The 18,778-nt window shown below is 71.1% G+C and carries 14 protein-coding genes; 8 read left to right on the top strand and 6 right to left on the bottom strand.

The genetic code is table 11. From position 1 onward, the window contains the following. Positions 1-69: 69 nt before the first annotated feature. Both ACQPW6_RS03355 and ACQPW6_RS03350 read right to left on the bottom strand, forming a co-directional pair. Positions 70-969 carry a SigB/SigF/SigG family RNA polymerase sigma factor gene (locus tag ACQPW6_RS03355; protein ID WP_433888008.1) on the bottom strand — a complete coding sequence of 300 codons (900 nt, stop codon included), beginning with the start codon at positions 967-969 and terminating at the stop codon, positions 70-72. Between the two features lie 285 nt (positions 970-1,254). Then, on the bottom strand, positions 1,255-1,812 hold the full coding sequence (locus ACQPW6_RS03350; protein ID WP_433888007.1) for a GNAT family N-acetyltransferase: 558 nt from the start codon (positions 1,810-1,812) through the stop codon (positions 1,255-1,257). A gap of 241 nt (positions 1,813-2,053) precedes the next feature. Between ACQPW6_RS03350 and ACQPW6_RS03345 the strand changes: the two genes are divergently transcribed. The 4 genes from ACQPW6_RS03345 (at position 2,054) to glgC (ending at position 7,143) form a co-directional block, all read left to right on the top strand. Next, positions 2,054-2,467, top strand: a complete 414-nt coding sequence (locus ACQPW6_RS03345; protein WP_433888006.1) for a nitroreductase family deazaflavin-dependent oxidoreductase — start codon at positions 2,054-2,056, stop codon at positions 2,465-2,467. A 429-nt stretch (positions 2,468-2,896) separates the two neighbouring features. After that, positions 2,897-4,567, top strand: coding sequence for a glycoside hydrolase family 71/99-like protein (locus tag ACQPW6_RS03340; RefSeq protein ID WP_433888005.1), 1,671 nt, complete (start codon positions 2,897-2,899; stop codon positions 4,565-4,567). Between the two features lie 118 nt (positions 4,568-4,685). Beyond that, positions 4,686-5,858, top strand: coding sequence for a glycogen synthase (glgA, locus tag ACQPW6_RS03335; protein ID WP_433888004.1), 1,173 nt, complete (start codon positions 4,686-4,688; stop codon positions 5,856-5,858). A gap of 67 nt (positions 5,859-5,925) precedes the next feature. Further along, complete coding sequence (gene glgC / locus ACQPW6_RS03330) at positions 5,926-7,143, top strand: glucose-1-phosphate adenylyltransferase (protein ID WP_433888003.1); 1,218 nt, start codon at positions 5,926-5,928, stop codon at positions 7,141-7,143. 29 nt (positions 7,144-7,172) lie between these two features. Here glgC and ACQPW6_RS03325 read toward each other — a convergent pair whose 3' ends face one another. Beyond that, positions 7,173-10,268, bottom strand: coding sequence for a GH92 family glycosyl hydrolase (locus ACQPW6_RS03325; RefSeq protein WP_433888002.1), 3,096 nt, complete (start codon positions 10,266-10,268; stop codon positions 7,173-7,175). A gap of 311 nt (positions 10,269-10,579) precedes the next feature. On the opposite strand from ACQPW6_RS03325, the gene ACQPW6_RS03320 reads away from it, so the two are divergent. The 4 genes from ACQPW6_RS03320 to ACQPW6_RS03305 all read left to right on the top strand — a co-directional run bounded on the left by ACQPW6_RS03320 (position 10,580) and on the right by ACQPW6_RS03305 (position 14,583). Beyond that, positions 10,580-11,344, top strand: a complete 765-nt coding sequence (locus ACQPW6_RS03320) for an ATP-binding cassette domain-containing protein (protein ID WP_433888001.1) — start codon at positions 10,580-10,582, stop codon at positions 11,342-11,344. Then, positions 11,341-12,405 (top strand): ABC transporter permease, encoded by a 1,065-nt coding sequence (locus ACQPW6_RS03315; protein ID WP_433888000.1) that lies wholly within the window; start codon positions 11,341-11,343, stop codon positions 12,403-12,405. The genes ACQPW6_RS03320 and ACQPW6_RS03315 overlap by 4 nt, the downstream gene beginning before the upstream one ends. An 87-nt stretch (positions 12,406-12,492) precedes the next feature. Next, a complete protein-coding gene (locus ACQPW6_RS03310) occupies positions 12,493-13,473 on the top strand; it encodes an ABC transporter substrate-binding protein (protein ID WP_433887999.1) in 981 nt (326 codons plus the stop codon). Positions 13,474-13,620: 147 nt separating this feature from the next. After that, positions 13,621-14,583 carry a LacI family DNA-binding transcriptional regulator gene (locus ACQPW6_RS03305; RefSeq protein ID WP_433887998.1) on the top strand — a complete coding sequence of 321 codons (963 nt, stop codon included), beginning with the start codon at positions 13,621-13,623 and terminating at the stop codon, positions 14,581-14,583. 97 nt (positions 14,584-14,680) lie between these two features. Here the strand turns inward: ACQPW6_RS03305 and ACQPW6_RS03300 are convergent, their stop codons facing one another. The 3 genes from ACQPW6_RS03300 to ACQPW6_RS03290 form a co-directional block, all read right to left on the bottom strand. Then, the gene (locus tag ACQPW6_RS03300; RefSeq protein WP_433887997.1) at positions 14,681-15,523 is read right to left on the bottom strand and encodes an SGNH/GDSL hydrolase family protein; all 843 of its coding nucleotides are present in this window, start codon (positions 15,521-15,523) and stop codon (positions 14,681-14,683) included. Between the two features lie 218 nt (positions 15,524-15,741). After that, positions 15,742-17,601, bottom strand: coding sequence for a 5'-methylthioadenosine/S-adenosylhomocysteine nucleosidase (locus ACQPW6_RS03295; RefSeq protein ID WP_433887996.1), 1,860 nt, complete (start codon positions 17,599-17,601; stop codon positions 15,742-15,744). Next, positions 17,598-18,725 carry a hypothetical protein gene (locus ACQPW6_RS03290; protein ID WP_433887995.1) on the bottom strand — a complete coding sequence of 376 codons (1,128 nt, stop codon included), beginning with the start codon at positions 18,723-18,725 and terminating at the stop codon, positions 17,598-17,600. The genes ACQPW6_RS03295 and ACQPW6_RS03290 overlap by 4 nt, the downstream gene beginning before the upstream one ends. Between the last annotated feature and the right edge of the window lie 53 nt (positions 18,726-18,778).

Here is an 18,778-nt window from a genome sequence, read left to right as displayed (position 1 = left end):
CCGGGGAGGGGAAGTCCGGGGCACGGCCGTCGTCGTCACACAGGGGGTCAGGGGTGTGCGGGAAGCGGGCTACTGGGCGAGCAGCCCGGTGCGCAGCTTGGCGATCGTCCGGCTGAGCAGCCGGGACACGTGCATCTGCGAGTAGCCGAGCTCCTCGCCGATCTGCGCCTGGGTCATCTCCTCGCCGAACCGCATCTGGAGCATCAGCCGGTCCCGCTCGGGCAGCTTCTCGATCAGCGGGCCGAGCGTGTGGAAGTCCTCGAACAGGTCCATCGCCGGGTCGCAGGAGCCGAAGGTGTCGGCCAGCGTGCGGCCCTCGCCCTCCGAGCCGCTCTCCGCGTCGTTGTAAGGGGTGTCGATCGAGCCGGCGGTGTAGCCGTTGGCGGCCACCAGGCCCTCGATGACCTCCTGCTCGGACAGGTCGAGCTGGGCGGCGAGCTCGGCGACCGTGGGGTCGCGGTCGAGCAGCAGCGACAGGTGCTCCTTGGCCTTGCTCAGCTCCACCCGCAGCTCCTGGAGCCGGCGCGGTACGTGCACCGCCCAGGAGGTGTCACGGAAGAACCGCTTCATCTCGCCCACGATGTAGGGGATGGCGAAGGTGGTGAACTCCGTCTCCCGGGACAGGTCGAACCGGTCGATCGCCTTGATCAGGCCGATCGTGCCGACCTGGATGATCTCCTCATGGTCGGTCGCGGGCCGGTTGCGGTACCGGCCGGCCGCGAAGTGCACCAGGGAGAGGTTCATCTCGATCAGGGTGCCGCGGGCGTAGCTGTACTCGCGGGTGCCCTCCTCGAAGACCTGGAGACGGTCGAAGAAGAGCTTCGACAGTGCTCGCGCGTCCTGCGGAGCCACCGCCTTCGCGTCGTCGATCCACGGCAGCCCACCGGTCGAGTCCTCCCGCGCTCCGGCGGACTGCTCCCGCGCCGCCTTCGCGTCCGTGTCTTCCGACTGCTGAACCATTGTGGTCACGTCATCGCCTCGCCCTCATCCGGCTTGTCAACGCGCTCTTGCCCGCACCTCCCGAACCTATGCCACATCCGTCCGGACTTTCTTTCCGGGGGCGTCGGCGGCCGGTCAGGAGGGGGGAGCGTGAAGGGCGGTGGCGGTGGGGCCGGTTGGCCGGCCCCACCGCCGGACGGCCGGGGATCAGCCGCGCTTGGCGCCGCCGGCTCCTTCGCCGGCCGGGCGGTCCCGGCCCGGGTCGGTCGTGCAGCCGCCCTTGCGGCAGTTCACGTCGGGACATGACATGGTGGGTCACCTCTTCTCTGCCAGATCATCGGGGACGCAGTCGAACAGCAGCTTGTCAACGCGCCTGCCCTGCCACAGGGCGGCGCTGCGCAGCCGTCCGGCGGGCCGGAATCCCGACTTGAGGTAGGCGTTCACGGCGACGGCGTGCGGAGCGAGCACCTCCAGCCACACCGAGCTGAGGGATGCGATGCCGAACGCCCAGTGGAGGGTGAGGTCGGTGGCTTCGGCCGCGTAGCCCCGGCCGCGGTGCTCCGGGGCGATCACGAGCGTGTACTCGGCGCTGTTGACGGACTGGTCGACGCTGAGCGCCGTGGTCCCCACCGGCGTCGCGCCCGCCGCGGTGATCACCTCGAAGAGCTGGTAGTGGTTGCAGGTGTGCCGGGTGCGGAAGCGGGACTGGAAGACCTCCCAGGACACCGGCCAGCGGGCGCCGAAGCCTACGACGGTCGCCGGATCGGTCTCCCACCGGTGGTAGTCCCGCATCATCTCCTCCCTTGCCGGCGCCAGTGCCAGCCGCTCCCCGGTGTGCGGCGGAACAGGCGCGTCGGAGGGGGTGTTGGTCATCACGTCTCTGTCTCTCCTACGTGTGCCCGGGTCCGGGTGGGTGCAGCCGTCCATAAAGCGTCAATCCACTGTCGGTGCGGGTGAGGCAGAACAGCGGTATTGGCACCGGCTCAGCGGCCTTGTGCTTAGGCCGAACGTGAACCTGCCGTGACACTGCGTCGATCCCGGTGCGCCGCGGTCACCCCAGGTGTCGCTTGGGTAACCTGACAGCCCATTACCAGGGGCGAGAAGAGGAGAAGTCATGAGTGAGGCCGAGGACTACAACGCGCAGATTGTGGCCGAATTCCGAGCCAACCACGGGAAGGTCGGCGGGAACTTCGAGGGAGCCCCGCTTCTGCTGCTGCACAACAAGGGGGCCCGCAGCGGCCAGGTCCGGGTCAAGCCGATGATGTACCTGCCCGACGGCGACCGGTATCTGGTGTTCGCCTCCAAGGGCGGTGCCGACGAGAACCCGGCCTGGTACCACAACCTGGTGGCCCACCCGGACGTGGAGATCGAGGTCGGTGACGAGACCGTCGCGGTGCGTGCCGAGGAGGTCACCGGCGCCGAGCGCGACCGGAAGTACGCCGAGCAGGCCGCGCTCTACCCGGGATTCGCCGCCTACGAGGCCAAGACCAGCCGGGTGATCCCGGTCATCGCGCTCGTCCGGCGGTGATCCGGTGCTGATCCCCCGGTGACGCGCCTTGTGATGCGGTACGACAAGCCATGAACAAACCCCTCCGACCTTTCGGCGTCATTGCACCCTGTGCAACGGCGGCTCCCACCGGGTGAATGAGGGCAATTCCGGATAAACAATAGATCTGGTCTGGACCCTTGACGGGATGTTTGGTTCGGCAGTTGAATCCCTGCGTACCTGAAACCGCTCTTTCAGAAGTGCTCAGCGTGGCGCGTGTCATGGGACTGCGCGCGCCTCCCCCCACCGCGAGTCAGTGCAAGGAAGCGGATTCCACGGCGAGGCCGTGGCCTGCCCGGCCACGGCCTCACCGCGGGGCACTGAGTTCAGCTGTTGAACATCGGACCATCCACTCAGTCCACCCCGTCGCGCCCGGCCGCCATCGCCGTGCGCCGCCGTTCGGAGTCAGCCATGGGAGTCTCACGTCGTACGTTCATCGGTACGGCCGCCGGCGGTACCACCGCCGCGGCCCTGTCCGCGATCGGCCTGGCCAGAACCGCTGAGGCGGCCGCGACACCGGCGGCCAGCGGGCCGGGCGACGTGGTGGGCAAGGTGACCGTCGGCTACCAGGGCTGGTTCGCCTGCGTCGGGGACGGGGCGCCGATCAACTCCTGGTGGCACTACGGCGCCAACGGCGGCAGCCCGTCGCCGTCGAACACCACGATCGTGGCCTGGCCGGACGTGCGGGAGTTCACCAAGACCTACCACTCGTCCTACGCCAACCTCGGCAACGGCCAGCCGGCGAACCTGTTCTCGTCCTACGACCAGCAGACCGTGGACACGCACTTCGCCTGGATGCAGCAGAACAACATCGACACCGCCGCGCTCCAGCGCTTCAACCCGGTCGGCGGCGAGGGCCCCACCCGCGACGCCATGGCCGCCAAGGTGCGCAGCGCCGCCGAGTCGCACAGCCGCAAGTTCTACATCATGTACGACGTGTCCGGCTGGACGAACATGCAGTCGGAGATCAAGGCCGACTGGACCAACAAGATGAAGGCGTACACCTCATCCCCGATGTACGCCAAGCAGAACGGCCTGCCGGTGGTCTGCATATGGGGCTTCGGCTTCGCCGACAACCAGCGGCCGTTCGACGCCGCGCCCTGTCTCGACGTCGTCAACTGGTTCAAGTCGCAGGGCGTGTACGTGATCGGCGGGGTGCCGACCTGGTGGCGCACCGGCGACCGCGACTCCCGCGCGGGCTTCATCGACGTCTACCACGCCTTCCACGCGATCTCGCCGTGGATGGTCGGCCGGATCGGCAACGTCGGCGACGCCGACAACTTCTACAACCAGGCCACCGTGCCCGACCTCGCCGACTGCGCCGCGCACGGCATCGACTACCTGCCCTGCGTGCTGCCCGGTGCCGTCTCCCTGCGGCAGCGGGCGCACGGCGACTTCATGTGGCGGCAGTTCTACAACATGAAGCGGGCCGGGGTGCAGGGCATCTACATCTCGATGTTCGACGAGTTCAACGAGGGCAACCAGATCGCCAAGACCGCCGAGTCGGCGGCCTGGCTGCCGACCAACTCCGGGATGCTGCCACTGGACGAGGACGGCACCGCCTGCTCCTCGGACTACTACCTCCGGCTGACCGGCGACGGCGGCCGGATGCTCAAGGGCCAGATCGCGCTGACCGCGACCCGCCCCACCCAGCCCGTCGTCGGCGGCAGCACCCCGCCGGTCACCGGCACGGTGGTGAGCTTCCGGGCCCGGGCCAACAGCCAGTACGTCACCGCCGACAACGGCGGCGCCTCGCCGCTGATCGCCAACCGCACGTCGATCGGGCCCTGGGAGCAGTTCGACATGATGGACCTGGGCGGCGGCAACGTGTCGCTGCGCGCCCACGCCGACAACCAGTACGTGTGCGCCGACAACGCGGGCGCCTCGCCGCTGATCGCCAACCGCCCCTCGGCCGGCCAGTGGGAGACCTTCCAGCTGGTGCGCAACTCCAACGGCACCGTCAGCCTGCGCGCCGCAGCCAACGGCGACTACGTCACCGCGGAGAACGCCGGCGCCGGCGCACTGGTCGCCAACCGCACTTCCATCGGCAACTGGGAGCAGTTCGACCTGATCACGTCGTAGTCTCTCCTCCTGACCGGCAGCGTGTCGGGGATCTTCCCCTCCAGGACGGTAGATCGGGTCCTGGCGGGGAAGGCAACCGGCACGGAGTGCACGGAATCGTCGAAGGCGGGAGAGCTCGGTGAAGGTGGGGCTGGTGACGCGGGAGTATCCGCCGGATGTCTACGGCGGGGCCGGTGTCCATGTGGAGTTCCTCGCCCGCGAGCTGCGCGCGCTGGTCGACCTCGAGGTGCACAGCTGGGGAGAGGGCGCGGACGACGCCGACGGCGGGGTGTACCGCCACCGCGCCCCCTCCTCGTTCGACGGCGCCAACGACGCGCTGCGCACCTTCGCCGTCGACCTGGCCGTCACCAGCGGACTCCAGGGCCGCGACCTGGTGCACTCGCACACCTGGTACGCCAATCTGGCCGGCCATCTGGCCAAGCTGCTGCACGGCATCCCGCACGTCCTGACCGCGCACTCGCTGGAACCGCTGCGGCCCTGGAAGGCCGAGCAGCTGGGCGGCGGGTACGCGCTGTCGAGCTGGGCCGAGCGCACCGCGATGGAGTCCGCCGACGCGGTGGTCGCCGTCTCCGACGGGATGCGCCGCGACATCCTGTCCTGCTACCCGGAGCTGGTCCCCGAGCGGGTGCACGTCATCCGCAACGGCATCGACACCGTCACCTACCGCCCCGACGAGCGCACCGACGTACTGCGCCGGATCGGTGTCGACCCCGACCGCCCTTACGTGCTGTTCGTCGGCCGGATCACCCGGCAGAAGGGCGTACCGCACCTGCTGCGCGCCGCGCGCGAACTCGACCCGGCGGCGCAGCTCGTGCTGTGCGCGGGCGCGCCCGACACCCCCGCGCTCGACCGCGAGTTCCGGGCCCTGTTCGACGAGCTGAGCGCCGTGCGCGACGGGGTGCACTGGATCCCGGCGATGCTGCCGCGCCCGGCCGTCGTCCAGCTCCTCACCCACGCGGCCGTCTTCGTCTGCCCGTCGATCTACGAGCCGCTGGGCATCGTCAACCTGGAGGCGATGGCCTGCGGCACCGCCGTGGTCGCCTCCGCGGTCGGCGGCATCCCCGAGGTGGTCGCCGACGGCGACACCGGGCTGCTGGTGCCCTACCGCGAGGGCCACGCCGAGGAGTTCGAGGCCGGTCTGACCGCCGCCCTGAACCAGGTGGTCGGCGACGAGCGGCAGGCGGCCCGGATGGGCGAGGCCGGCCGGGACCGCGCGGTGCGCGAGTTCGGCTGGGACACCGTCGCCCGCCGCACCACCGAGCTCTACGAGACGGTCCTCAAGGCCGGCTAGCGGTGCGCGGCGACGGAACGGGCAGCAGGCCAGTGGACGGACATGGCGGACTTGAGGGGGGACCAGTATGCGCGGCAGACCTTCGGTGCTCGGCATAGTGCTCGCGGGCGGCGCGGGGAAGCGGCTGATGCCGCTCACCGCGGACCGGGCCAAACCGGCCGTGACCTTCGGCGGCACCTACCGCCTCGTGGACTTCGTGCTGTCCAACCTGGTCAACGCCGGCATCCTGCGGGTGTGCGTGCTGACCCAGTACAAGTCGCACTCGCTCGACCGGCACGTCAGCACCACCTGGCGGATGTCCAGCCTGCTCGGCAACTACGTCACGCCGGTACCGGCCCAGCAGCGGCTCGGCCCGCGCTGGTACCTGGGCAGCGCCGACGCCATCCTGCAGTCGCTGAACCTGGTCTACGACGAGCAGCCGGACTACATCGCGGTGTTCGGCGCCGACCACGTCTACCGGATGGACCCCCGGCAGATGCTGGAGCAGCACATCGAGCACGGCGCCGGGGTGACGGTGGCCGGCATCCGGGTGCCGCGGTCGGAGGCGAAGGGCTTCGGGGTGATCACCCCGGCCTCGGACGGCATCCAGGTCGAGCGCTTCCTGGAGAAGCCGGCCGACCCGCCGGGACTGCCGGGCAGCCCCGACGAGGTCTTCGCCTCGATGGGCAACTACCTGTTCAGCACCAAGACGCTGCTCGACGCGCTCCAGGAGGACGCCGAGGACCCGCAGTCGGTGCACGACATGGGCGGCAGCATCCTGCCGCTGCTGACCGGTGCGGGCGTCGCCCAGGTCTACGACTTCGGCGACAACCACGTGCCCGGCGAGACCGCCCGCGACCACGGCTACTGGCGGGACGTCGGCACCCTGGACACCTACTACGACTCGCACATGGACCTGATCACCGACCAGCCGGCCTTCAACCTGTACAACCCCCAGTGGCCGATCTACACCCACTCCGGGCAGCTGCCGCCGGCCAAGATCGCGGCCGGCGGGATCGTGGGGGAGTCGGTGATCAGCCCCGGCTGCGTGGTGCGCGGCCAGGTCACCCGGTCGGTGCTGTCGCCCGGCGTGGTGGTGGACCCGGGCGCCGTCGTGCAGGGCTCGGTGCTGCACGACAACGTGCGGATCGGCCGCGGCGCGATCGTCCGCGGCGCGGTGCTCGACAAGAACGTCGATGTGCCGCCGGGCGCCACGATAGGGGTCAACCCCGACCGCGACCGCGAGCTGTACACGGTGTCCGCGGCCGGGGTCATCGCCCTGGGAAAGGCGCAGCTGGTCCAGTGACGCCCGCGGGCGGGCGCATCACCCGGTGATCAGCCGCCCACCGTCCACTTCTGGTTGGCGCCGGTGTTGCAGGTCCAGATGTCCAGCTGGGTGCCGTTGGCGGTGTTGGACGCCGGCACGTCGAGGCACTTGTTCGCCGCGGTGTTGACGATCTGGCCGCTGCTGTTGCGGCTCCAGACCTGGGCACCGGAGTTGTTGCAGGTCCACAGCTGCACCAGCGAGCCGTCGGCGGTGCCGGAGTTGGCGTCGTCCAGGCACTTGCCCAGCGCCCGGATGGTGCCGTCGGTGCCGACGGTCCACGACTGCGCCCCTGAGCCGTTGCAGTCGTAGAGCTGGACGTGGGTGCCGTCGGCGGTGCCGGAGTTCGCCACGTCCACGCACTTGCCCGCCAGGCCGGTGATGGGGCCGGCGGCGGCGCCGGAGCTCTGGCTGTACGCCTCCAGCTCGTAGATCCTGGCCGCCGAGTCGGTGGACACGTTGGTGCCGTTGGAGACGGCCAGCCTGACGTAGCGGGCCTGGCGTGGCGCGATCGAGTGGTACGTCCGGCTGGAGCGCGATCCGCTCACCGTGACCGCGGTGGACCAGGTGCTGTTGTCGGTACTGGTCTGGATCTGGAAGGCGCCGGTGTTCCAGCCGGTGTTCTCCCCGCCGAGGCCGGCGTGCTTGACCACGAACGAGCCCACGGTCTGGGTCGAGCCGAGGTCCACCGTCAGCGTCGGGTTGGCGTCCTTGGAGCACCACTTGCTGTTGTTCTTCAGGGAGTTGTCCACCGCCTTCGCCGCGGACTCCGCGGTCGCGCACGCGGTGGAGCCGGTGACCGTCCTGCCCTGCGCGAGGTTGGTGCCCAGCGCGGGCGCGGTCGGGATCGGGGTGGCCCCGTCCTCGAAGGACGGCGGCACGTCACCGGCCGCGGTGCCCCAGCTGCCGCTGGGCGAGGCGCCCATCGTGTAGTCGAGGGTGGCGCCGCCGGCGATGTCGGGATACCGCAGGTAGTTGTGGCTGGTGGCGGTGCCGCCGACCTTCAGGCCCTGCACGTAGCCGCCGCTGCCGGCGGAGTTGATGGTGATGTTGCCGCCGGGCCGCTGGAGCAGCACCGAGGGGAACTGCGGGCCGTTGACGGCTAGGGTGTCGGCGCCGGGCGTGGCCGGGTACATCCCGAGCGCCGCCCACACGTACCAGGCCGAGGTCGCGCCCAGGTCGTCGTTGCCGGGCAGTCCGCCGGGCCCGGTGGTGAAGGACTCGGTCATCACCTTGCGGGCGGCGTCGGCGGCGCCCGCCGGGTCGCCGGCGAAGTCGTACGCCCACGGCACGCCGTGCTCGGGCTCGTTGCCTATGTAGTAGTACGGCAGGCTCTGCCCGGCGTTGACCTGGGTGAAGTGGTGGTCGAGCCGCTGCACCGCGGTCTGCTTGCCGCCCATGTCGTTGATCAGGCCGGCGAAGTCGTACGGCACCATCCAGGTGTACTGGGCGGCGTTGCCCTCGGTGAAGTTGCTCGGGCTCGCCGGGTCCAGCGGCCAGGTCCAGCTGCCGTCGCTGTTGCGCGGCTGCACGTAGCCGGACTCGGGGCCGTAGGTGTTGCGCCACCACTGGGCCCGGGTCATGTGGGTGTTGTAGCTGCTGGTGTTGCCGAGCGCCTTGGCGAACTGCGCGACGGCGAAGTCCGACGCCGAGTACTCCAGCGAGTCCGAGGGGGAGTTGTTGATGTAGTGCAGGTTGGTGTAAGTGCCCTGGTTGCCGCGGATCGGTGAGCCCTGGGCGGTACCGCCGTTGGACGCCTTCTCCATCAGCGACAGCGCCGAGGCGGTGTCGAAGCCCCGCACCCCGAAGGCGTACATGCTGCTGATGATGATCGGCCCGGGATCGCCGGTCATCACGAAGTCCTCGTTGGTCTGCTGCGACCACTTGGGCAGCAGGCCGCCCTGCTGGCCGTCGAGCACCATGGAGTTGGCGATGTCGGCCGCCTCCGTTGGTGCGATCAGCGCGACCAGCGCCGACCAGGAGCGGTAGATGTCCCAGCCGGAGTAGTTCTGGTAGACCGGTCTGGCCGAGTTGTGCACCGCGCCGTCGAAGCCGCGGTAGTCGCCGTTGACGTCGCTGGAGATGTTCGGGCTCTGGAAGACGTGGTAGAGCGCGGTGTAGAACTTCTTCACGTTGTCGGCCGAACCGCCGGTGACCTGGGCGCGGTTGAGAACCGCGTTCCAGGAGGTGTCGGCGGCGGTGCGTACGGCGTTGAAGTCCCAGCCGTTGTTCTCCGCCGTCAGGTTCGCCTTGGCGCCCGCGGTGCTCACGTAGCTCAGGCCGACCTTGAACTGCACGGTCGCCGCGCTGGTGGTGTCGAAGGTGACGTACGCGCCGGTGTTGGTGCCGTTGGCGCTCGCCGAGCCGGCGTTCACCGTGCCGCCCGACCAGGTGCCGTAGCCGGTCGGTGCCCGGTCGAAGCGGATGTCGAAGTAGATCTGGTAGGTCTTCGACGAGCCGCAGAAGCCGCCGGCGGTGACGCTGCCGGAGACCTCGGAGCCGCTGACGGTGACGCTGCCCGACCGGTTGCCGGTCGCGCTGCGGCTGGTGTTGATCAGCAGCCGGGAGCTGGTGGACGAGGGGTAGGTCAGCCGGCCCATGCCGCTGCGGGTGGTGGCGGTCAGCTCGACGTTCGTCGCGTACTTGTCGAGCCGGTTCTTGTAGTAGCCGGGCGCCGCCGACTCGTTGGACTTGGTGTAACCGGAGGCGTAGCTCGTCCAGTTGGTGCCGGGCGAGCTGCCGACCGCGCCGGTGATCGGCATCAGCGGCAGGTCCTCGTTGTTCGCACAGCCGGCGCCGTCGAAGTGGGTGAGGCTGAAGTCCTCGACGGAGGTGTCGGAGTAGCGGTAACCGGACGGCGAGGCGGTCGGCGTGTCCGGGCTGAACTGCACCCCGCCGAAGGGCACCACGGCGCCCGGGTAGGTGCTGCCGCCGGCGCCGCCGCCGACCGGGTTGGGCGCGTTGCTGTCGTCGGTGCCGACGAACGGGTCGGCGTACTGGGTGAGCGACAGGCTCGCCGCGTGGGCCGGCACGGAGGCGAGGCCGCCGACGCCGAGAGTGGCGAGTAACAGGGCGCTCAGCGCGCCTGCCGCTCTGGATCTGAGCACGGTTGGAAGCACGTGGGGGACCACACCTTCTCGCGGAGGCCGGCGTCGTGGCCGGGGGCCCGGTGGCGGCCTCGGGGGGCACGGGGCTGCGCGGAGTGCTGAGAGCAAGGCTTGTGAACGTTACCAAGCAAGCCTGAATATTGAGGTGTACCTGCCGAGCTGTCAAGAGTGTGCGCGGCGGCGGGAAAGAGGTCGGATGTGCCGGGTGACCGATCATCGGCGGCTTCTGCGCAATGTATTGACAGCCCATCAGGGCGTCACCACAATCCCCAGACCAATGAGAACGTTACCAATACACGGGAGGTCGGCTGGTGTCACCACCACTCCTGGAGGCGCGCGGAGTGACCAAGCGCTTCGGGCACGTAAGGGCGCTCCAGGGCGCCGACTTCACGGCCTTCGCCGGCGAGGTGGTCGCCCTCATCGGTGACAACGGGGCCGGCAAGAGCAGCCTGGTCAAGACGCTGTCCGGCACCATGCGGCCGGACGGCGGCCAGATCCTGGTGGACGGGACCCCGGTCCAGCTCGGCAGCCCGCTGGACGCCCGCAGGCACGGCATCGAGACCGTCTACCAGGACCTCGCCCTCGCCCCCGACCTGGACGCGGCGGCCAATCTGCACCTGGGCCGCGAGCTGTACCGCGGCGGCCTGCTGGGCCGGCTGCGGGTACTCGACCGGGCGGCCATGCGCCGCTCCGCGGTCACCGCCTTCGCCGAACTCGGCGTCGACCTCCAGGACGTCGGGGTGCCGGTCGCCTCGCTGTCCGGCGGCCAGCGGCAGTCCGTCGCGGTGGCCCGCGCGGTGGCCTTCGCCAACCGGATCATCTTCATGGACGAACCCACCGCCGCCCTCGGCGTCGTCCAGCGCGGACGGGTGCTGGACACCATCAGACGGGTCAGGGACCGCGGCATCTCCGTCGTACTGATCAGCCACAACATGCCGGAGGTGCTGTCGGTGGCGGACCGGGTGGAAGTGCTGCGGCTCGGCCGCCGGGTGGCCGCCTTCACCGCCGCGGACAGCTCGGTGGAGGAACTGGTCGGCGCCATGACCGGCGCCCTCGACGAGAGCGGTGCGGCATGAAGGCCGACCCGTCCACCTCATCCGCCAGCCGGGACGACGACCTCGACACCCTGCCCGGCACCGGCCGGTTCGCCGTACCGGAGTGGGTCAGGCGGATCGCCGCGGTCAACGAGGCATGGACCTTCTGCGTCCTGCTGCTGCTCGTCGTCTTCTTCACGATCGCCTCGCCCGGCGACTTCCTGACCACCTACGACATCACCCAGATCGCCACCAACGCGGCGATCTACCTGGTACTCGGCGTCGGCATGACCTACGTCATCATCGTGGCCGGCATCGACCTGTCGGTCGGCTCGGTCCTGGTGCTGGCCGCGGTGCTCTCCGGCGAGTACACCATCCACCACGGCGGCGCGAAGTCCGGCTGGGGCACCATCGCCGTCAGCACCCTGATCGCGCTCGCCACCGGCCTGGCCTGGGGCTCGTTGCAGGGCTGGCTGGTCGCCAAGGCCAAGGTGCCGCCGCTGATCGTCACCCTCGGCGGCTTCGGCGCGGCCCTGGGCATCGCGCAGATCATCACCGGCGGCCAGGACCCGACCGGCGCGGTGTCGGGCCGGCTCCAGCACTCCATCGGCTTCGGCAAGCTCTTCGGCCAGATCCCCTGGCTGGTGGTGATCGCCTTCGGCACCACCCTGGTCTTCGGACTGGTGCTCGCCTTCACCCGCTTCGGCCGGTACACCTACGCCATCGGCTCCAACCCCGAGGCCGCCCGCCGGGTCGGCATCGCGGTGGACCGGCACCTGATCAAGGTCTACGCCTTGGTGGGGCTGCTGTCCGGGCTCGGCAGCATGATGTGGCTGGCCTACTTCGGCACCACCTCCATCGCCGGGCACTCCACCGACAACCTCAAGGTCATCACCGCCGTGGTACTCGGCGGCGCCAGCCTCTTCGGCGGCCGGGGCACCGTACTGGGCACGGTGATCGGGGTGTTCATCCCGGCCGTGCTCACCACCGGTCTGATCATCATGGGCGTGCAGCAGTACTGGCAGGACGTGGCCATCGGCGTCGTCCTGGTGCTCGCCGTCTACCTCGACCAGTTCCGCAGGCGGGGCCGCGACCGCGGCTGACCGCCGCCGCGTCCCCCCACGCCCTCCCTGCCTTCCACGCCATTCCGGCTCCGAGACCCGCCGCACCGTCACGGAAGGAACTCCCGCATGCGCAAGACCAGAACAACCACCATGATCGCCGGCTGCTGCGCCGTACTGGCGCTGACCGCCGCAACCGCCGGCTGCGGCGGCGGATCGTCCGGCTCCGGCAAGAAGTCGCTGGAGATGATCACCGGCGTCAAGAGCGACCCCTTCTACATCACCATGGGCTGCGCGGCGAAGGCGGAGGCCGCCAAGCGCGGCGTCAAGCTCACCCTCAACGGGTCGGCGCAGTGGGACGTGTCGGTGCAGCGGCCGATCATCGACTCGGTCGCCGCCAAGCACCCCGACGCGCTGCTGATCTCCCCGGTGGACGGCGCCGCGCTCACTCCGTCGCTGACCCAGATGCAGTCCGCCGGGACCAAGATCGTACTGGTGGACACCGAGGTGGACGACAAGTCCGTCGGGGTCTCCCGGATCTCCTCCGACAACGAGGCCGGCGGCAAGCAGGCCGCCAAGGCGCTGGCCCAGCTGATGGGCGACAAGGGCTCGGCGATCGTGATCAGCGTCAAGCCGGGCGTGACCACCACCGACGCCAGGATCAAGGGCTTCAACGAGGAGATGAAGGCCAACCACCCCGGCATCACGCTGCTGCCGGTGCTCTACGACAACGACCTGCCGGCCACCGCCGCCTCGCAGATCCAGTCCACGCTGGCCGCGCACCCCGACCTCGGCGGGGTCTTCGCCGGCAACACCAACACCGCGCAGGGCATCTCCACCGGCCTTCAGGCGGCGGGCAAGCAGGGCAAGGTCAGGGTCGCCGCGTTCGACGCGGAGCCGGACGAGATCACCTCGCTGAAGAACGGCACCCTGGACGTGCTGGTCGCCCAGGACCCGGCCTCGATCGGCACCCAGGGCGTCGACCAGGCGCTCGACGCCATCGACAAGAAGAAGGTGACCGCGAACATCGGCACCACCATGGTCGCCATCACCAAGGCCAACATGGACCAGCCGGACGTCAAGAAGTACTACTACAAGGCCGGTTGCTGACGGGGGAGCGCGGCCCCTGCCCGGGGCGCCTGCCATGATCGGTGCGAACGCCCGGCCGGCCGGCGGCCCGGGAGCGGTGCGGATACGAGGAGGGCCGTGAGACGACCGACGATGAAGGACGTCGCCCACGCCGCGGGAGTCAGCCCCATGACGGTCTCCCGTGTGGTCTCGGGCGAGCCGGGGGTGGCCCCGGGCACCGCCGCCAAGGTCGAGCAGGCCGTCCGCAGGCTGGGCTACCAGCGCAATGACAACGCCAGGCACCTGCGGCAGAAGAACCTGGGCACCTCCACCATCGCCCTGGTCGTGGACGACCTGGCCAACCCCTTCTACGCGCTGATGGCCCGTTCGATCGAGGACGAGGCGCACCGCCGCGGCTATGTCGTGCTGGTCGGCAGCACCAACGACGAGCCGCGGCGGGAGCGCGAGGTGATCGCCGCGTTCACCGCCCGGCAGGTGGACGGGCTGATCATCGTCCCGACCAGCGGCGGCCACGGCTTCCTCAAGCAGCCGATGGAGGGCGGCACCCGGGTCGTCTGCGTGGACCGGCCGGCCAGGGGACTGGCCGTGGACACCGTCACCGTGGACAACCGGGCCGGCGCCGAACGGGCCGTCAGCCATCTGCTCGGCCACGGCCACACCCGGATCGCCTACCTCGGCGACCGCTTCGACATCTGGACCCAGCGCGAGCGCTACCTGGGCTATCTCGACGCGCTCGCCGCGCACGGCGTCGCCGAGGACCCCGGCCTGGTGCGGCACGAACTGCGCTCGCACCGGGCCGCCCGGGACGCGCTGGCCGAACTGCGCACCCTGCCCGACCCGCCCACCGCGCTGTTCAGCAGCAACGACCTGATCACGATGGGCGTGCTCGACGGTCTCGACGGCCCGGCGCCGGTGGCCATCGTCGGCTTCGACGACCTGCCGCTGGCCGAGCGGCTCAACCCGCCGCTGACCGTGGTCAGCCAGGACCCGGTGGCCATCGGCGGCACCGCGGCCAACCTGCTGTTCTCCCGGATCGCCGGGGACCGGTCGGCGCCGCGCTCGGTGGTGCTGCTCACCCGGTTCGTGGTCCGCGGCTCGGGGGTGCGCAGGTCCCGGTCGGCCCGGTCATGACGGCCGGCTCGGTCATGACGGCCCGCTCGCCGCTGACGGCCGGCTCCCTGTCGGCGGTCGGCTCCCGCCCGGCCGCCCGCCCGCCCGGGACGCAGGGTCAGCGGGCCGCCGCCTGCACCGTGCGGGTTGCCTCGCGGTCGGCGATCGTACGGCTCAGCACCGGGAAGATCGCCTGTGCGATCAGCCGGTACCCGGTGTCGTCGGGATGCAGCCGGTCCACCCGCTCCGTGCTGGTCAGCGCCGGCGGGGTGACATAGCTGAACGACCGCCCGGCCCGCCGTTCCACGCGCTCCAGCGCCGCGGCGCGTGCGTTGTAGACGGCGACCTGCGGGACGAGACCGGGGGTCGTCGGGAGCAGGCCCATGAAGACGACGCTCACCCCGGGGCGGTCCCGGTAGATCCGGTTCACCAGCGCGGCCAGCCGGTCGGGCGCCCCCGGTATGTCGAGGTTCTTGGCGAGGTCGTTGATGCCGATGTGCAGGATGACCACGTCGGGCCGGGCCGCCGCCATCCAGCCGTCGACGTTCTGGGCGATCTGGTCGATCGTGTAGCCGCGGTGGCCCTCGTTGGCCGGCTCGGGCAGGTCGCCGGAGACCTGCTCGCCGACGAAGCGGATCGAGAACCTCGACTGGCCGGCCACCATCCGCCACAGCGGCGCCCGGTAGGAGGACTCGGTCGGGCTGCCCTGGCCCCAGGTGATCGAGTCGCCGAGCGGCAGCACCCGTACCGGCTGCGGCACCACCCGTGCCGGCGCCGGCACGTCCACCGGCGACGACGCCCGCACCGGAGGCAGCGCCACTCCCGCGCCGGCCGGCGCCGAGAGCCCCGCACCCGCGGGACCGTGCGCCGGCAGCGCCAGCGCGATCCCGGCGACCGCCGCGATCACCGCGACCACCGCCGTCACCACCGCTCCGACGCGTATCGGTCCTTCGCTCCCCATGCCCCGCCTCCGTGGCCCGCGCGCCGAGTTCACCCACGCGACACCCCCCGTGCCGCGGATCTTCAACGGTAGACGCAGAAGATTGCGGTTCGGTTGCGGAGCGGCCCGTTGATCATCGGGGCGGCCCGCGATCTGTCCGGGCGGCGGAGTACGGCCGGTCGGCGCTTCCTACCCCGCCCTGCCCGACTATGCGGCTGTCCGGCCGTCGGGCGTGTGGCTCAGTGGCCGCCGCGGGGCGGTGCGTGCGGGTCGAGTGCGGCGATCACGGCGAGGGCGGCACGCGCCGCGTTGGTCGCCGCGCGGGGCTGGCTGCCCTCCCGGTCGGCCGCGCCCTTGCGGCCGTCGGCGTGATCGCTGATGCCCCGGACGATCAGCACCGAGAGCCCGCCGAGCAGGTGGGCCGCGTGCGCCACGCCCGAACCCTCCATCTCCACGGCCACCGCGTCCTGGTAGTGCTCCCGCAGTCGCCGGGCCAGCGCCGATTCGTCGCCGTCGAGCAGCACGTCACCGGCGGCGATCGGCTTGAAGTGCGCCTCGGGGACCGGCGCCGCCGGATCCCGCGGCCGGCCCCAGTCGCCGGAGCGCAGCGCGAGCCTGGCCTCCTGGAGCAGCCACTCGGGGGCCGGCCACGCCTGCGGCCTGGCCTGGAAGCCCTGGTCGGTCTCCCGGCCGCCGCCGTAGGCATAGACCTTGGTGGCCACCACCACGTCCCCGAGCGGAATCTCCCGGCGCAGCCCGCCGGCGACCCCGACGAAGAACACCGCCCGGGGCCGCAGCCAGCCGCGCACCACCTGGGTGGCGCTCGCCGCGCTCATCGTGCCCGGGCCCAGTTCGGCCACCGCCACCGTCCACCCGGTGCCGGGCAGTGTCCCGGCCTCCACGATCAGACCGTCCTCGTGCCGCAGGGTCTGATGGCCGGTCAGCAGCTCGCGTACCGCCAGATACTCCAGCTTCAGCGCGGTCAGCACCACGACGACGGCCGACGGCGGCTCCGGCTGCCCGGCGAAGACGGCGGGACCGGCGGCCGGCGCGTACGGCAGCCGGAAGGCCGCCGCGGCCTGCGCGGGATCGACCAGGTCGGTCAGGGAGAGCTCCGGATCCTGCACCGCGCCCTCCGGCAGGCCCTGCCGGTAGGACGTCTCGCACCACACGTGGTCGAGCGTGCGCAGCGCCCGCGCCGCCGCAGCCTCGTCCGGCGGCGCGATCTGCACCGCGGCCCCGCCGAGCGCGTCGGCCAGGAAGCCGGTGACCTGCGTCGGCAGCCCGCCCGCGGAACTGACCGACACCCGCAGCCGGAAGGCCCGGTCGGCATACCGCTCGACGGCCTCGCCGAAGGTCTGCTGCGCCGCGGCGGCGAACGGATCGGCCCCGCTGCGGTTGAGGAACGGGTTCGGCGCGCCCTGCCTGCTGCCGGCCGCGGCCAGCCGGCCGTACTCCTTGGCCAGCAGCCGCAGCCAGCCGAGGTGGCTGTCCGGCAGCCGGTACGGCCGCAGCCCGATGCTCACCGTCGCCGGATCGGGCAGCGCGGTGAGCATCGGCCACAGCGGATCCCAGGACACCGGGTCGGTGCGCAGTGGCCTGACGTCCACGCCGAGTGCGCGCGGCGGGGCGTCCAGGTGGTGGAAGGAGGCGCCGCGCAGCAGCTTGCGGATCTCCGCGGTCGAGCCCGGAGCGGCGGCGAACGGGACCAGCCGGGCCAGGAGTTCGTCTCCGTCGGTGATCGGCTCGGCCCGCAGCCCGGGCGGCAGCCGGCACAGGTCGTCGCGCAGCGCGACCGCCGCGCCGATCGCGTCGGCCGGCTCGGCGGCCTGCACCGCGCCCAGCAGCGTGCAGGTCAGCAGGCCGGAGGCCGGGTCGCTCGTGTAGCGGATCTCGAACCGGCGCAGCCACGCGGTCTGCCACTGCGCGGCCAGCCAGCCGCGCTGCTCCTGCGGCGACGGCGGTCCCGGCTGCGCCCCGGGCCCGGGGTGCCATCCGGCATGGACCGGCGCGGGCAGCACCCGCAGCCCGATCCATGCCGAACTGCCGTACCCCGGAGCCGAGTTGACCAGCACTCCGGCAGGTTGACGGTCGGTCACGGGCGCAGCGGCTCCTCACCGTACGGCGGGTGGCCGGCCGGCGGCGGGGTGCTGCCGTCGAGGCTGACCGGCGGCTGCACCGGAAAGGGCGTGGTCACGTCGGTCAGGTCGGCCGCCGGGGCGGCCTCCGGCTGCCGGCTGTGGGCCGGCGCCTGGTGGACGGGCGGCTGCGGTTGTCCCTGCGGTTGTCCCTGCGGAGCCTGGTGCCGCGGGGCCTGCGGTTGCTCCTGCGGAGGCTGGTGCGGGGCCTGCGACTGCGTCTGTCCCTGCGGGTGTCGGGGCGGGATCGGGAAGGCCGTCGAGGGCAGGTCGGCACCGCTGAATCCGCCCTGTCCCGAGCCGCGCGTCTCGATCGGCGGCAATCCCATCGGGAAGCCGAAGTCCAGCGGCACCAGCGTCTGGTCGATGGCCACCACCAGGCCCTCGCGGCAGGCCGCGTGCACCGCCTCGCGCATCGCCCGCGGCCGCTCGGTGCGCAGCATCAGCAGCTCGGTGTCGGCCCGGCCGGTGATGCTCAGCACCAGGTCGGAGACGTACTGCTTGATCAGGCCGAAGCCGCGCCGGGAGCGCCACATCATCCAGCCCAGATACAGGCTGCTGCCGTACCTGAACACCGAGATGTAGGCCACGTAGGGGCCGTCGTTGATCACCAGCCGGTTGCTGACCTGGTCGGGCCGCAGGCCGGTACGGATCCGCCGCCGTGTCACGTTCAGCGGGATGCCCCGGTGGGCCAGGGTGCCGGAGATCTTGCTGTAGACCGACTCCGCGTGTTCGGTGCGGGCGTCGAGCAGCACCCGCCACTCCGAGATGGGCTCCGGCACCTTCGCGCCGAGCAGCACCACCCAGAAGACGACGGCCGACACGATCCAGCCGATCACCAGCAGCGCGTAGAAGACCGACGCGCCGCCCACCACGAGCAGCACCAGCCCGAGGAAGAAGAACGGCACGAAGGACAGCACGCTGGCGGCCAGCGCGTAGATGGCCAGGATGCCGATGGCCCGGGCCGACACCCGGTCGTCGAGCGAGATCTCCATCCCGCCGTGCAGCAGGGTCTTGTCCAGGTAGGCGGCGTTTCCGTCGCCACCTCTCCAGCCCAGTGTTCGTAGTCCCTCTGTGTCCAGCATGTGTCCCCCCAGATGGATCGGCGTCCCCGCGCCGCCATGGTCAGTTCGTAGCC

The sequence above is a fragment of the Streptomyces sp. CA-111067 genome, from assembly GCF_050956065.1.
Lineage (GTDB): Bacteria > Actinomycetota > Actinomycetes > Streptomycetales > Streptomycetaceae > Actinacidiphila.
This window is presented reverse-complemented; position numbering and strand designations above follow the sequence as displayed.

Bases quoted from the DNA above. Each gene is read 5' to 3' on its own strand.
- ACQPW6_RS03305 (WP_433887998.1), top strand. From the start codon at position 13,621: ATGACGGTCTCCCGTGTGGTCTCGGGCGAGCCGGGGGTGGCCCCGGGC.
- ACQPW6_RS03290 (WP_433887995.1), bottom strand. From the start codon at position 18,725: ATGCTGGACACAGAGGGACTACGAACACTGGGCTGGAGAGGTGGCGAC.
- glgC (WP_433888003.1), top strand. From the start codon at position 5,926: ATGCGCGGCAGACCTTCGGTGCTCGGCATAGTGCTCGCGGGCGGCGCG.
- ACQPW6_RS03340 (WP_433888005.1), top strand. From the start codon at position 2,897: ATGGGAGTCTCACGTCGTACGTTCATCGGTACGGCCGCCGGCGGTACC.
- ACQPW6_RS03310 (WP_433887999.1), top strand. From the start codon at position 12,493: ATGCGCAAGACCAGAACAACCACCATGATCGCCGGCTGCTGCGCCGTA.
- ACQPW6_RS03345 (WP_433888006.1), top strand. From the start codon at position 2,054: ATGAGTGAGGCCGAGGACTACAACGCGCAGATTGTGGCCGAATTCCGA.
- ACQPW6_RS03315 (WP_433888000.1), top strand. From the start codon at position 11,341: ATGAAGGCCGACCCGTCCACCTCATCCGCCAGCCGGGACGACGACCTC.
- ACQPW6_RS03350 (WP_433888007.1), bottom strand. From the start codon at position 1,812: ATGACCAACACCCCCTCCGACGCGCCTGTTCCGCCGCACACCGGGGAG.
- ACQPW6_RS03300 (WP_433887997.1), bottom strand. From the start codon at position 15,523: ATGGGGAGCGAAGGACCGATACGCGTCGGAGCGGTGGTGACGGCGGTG.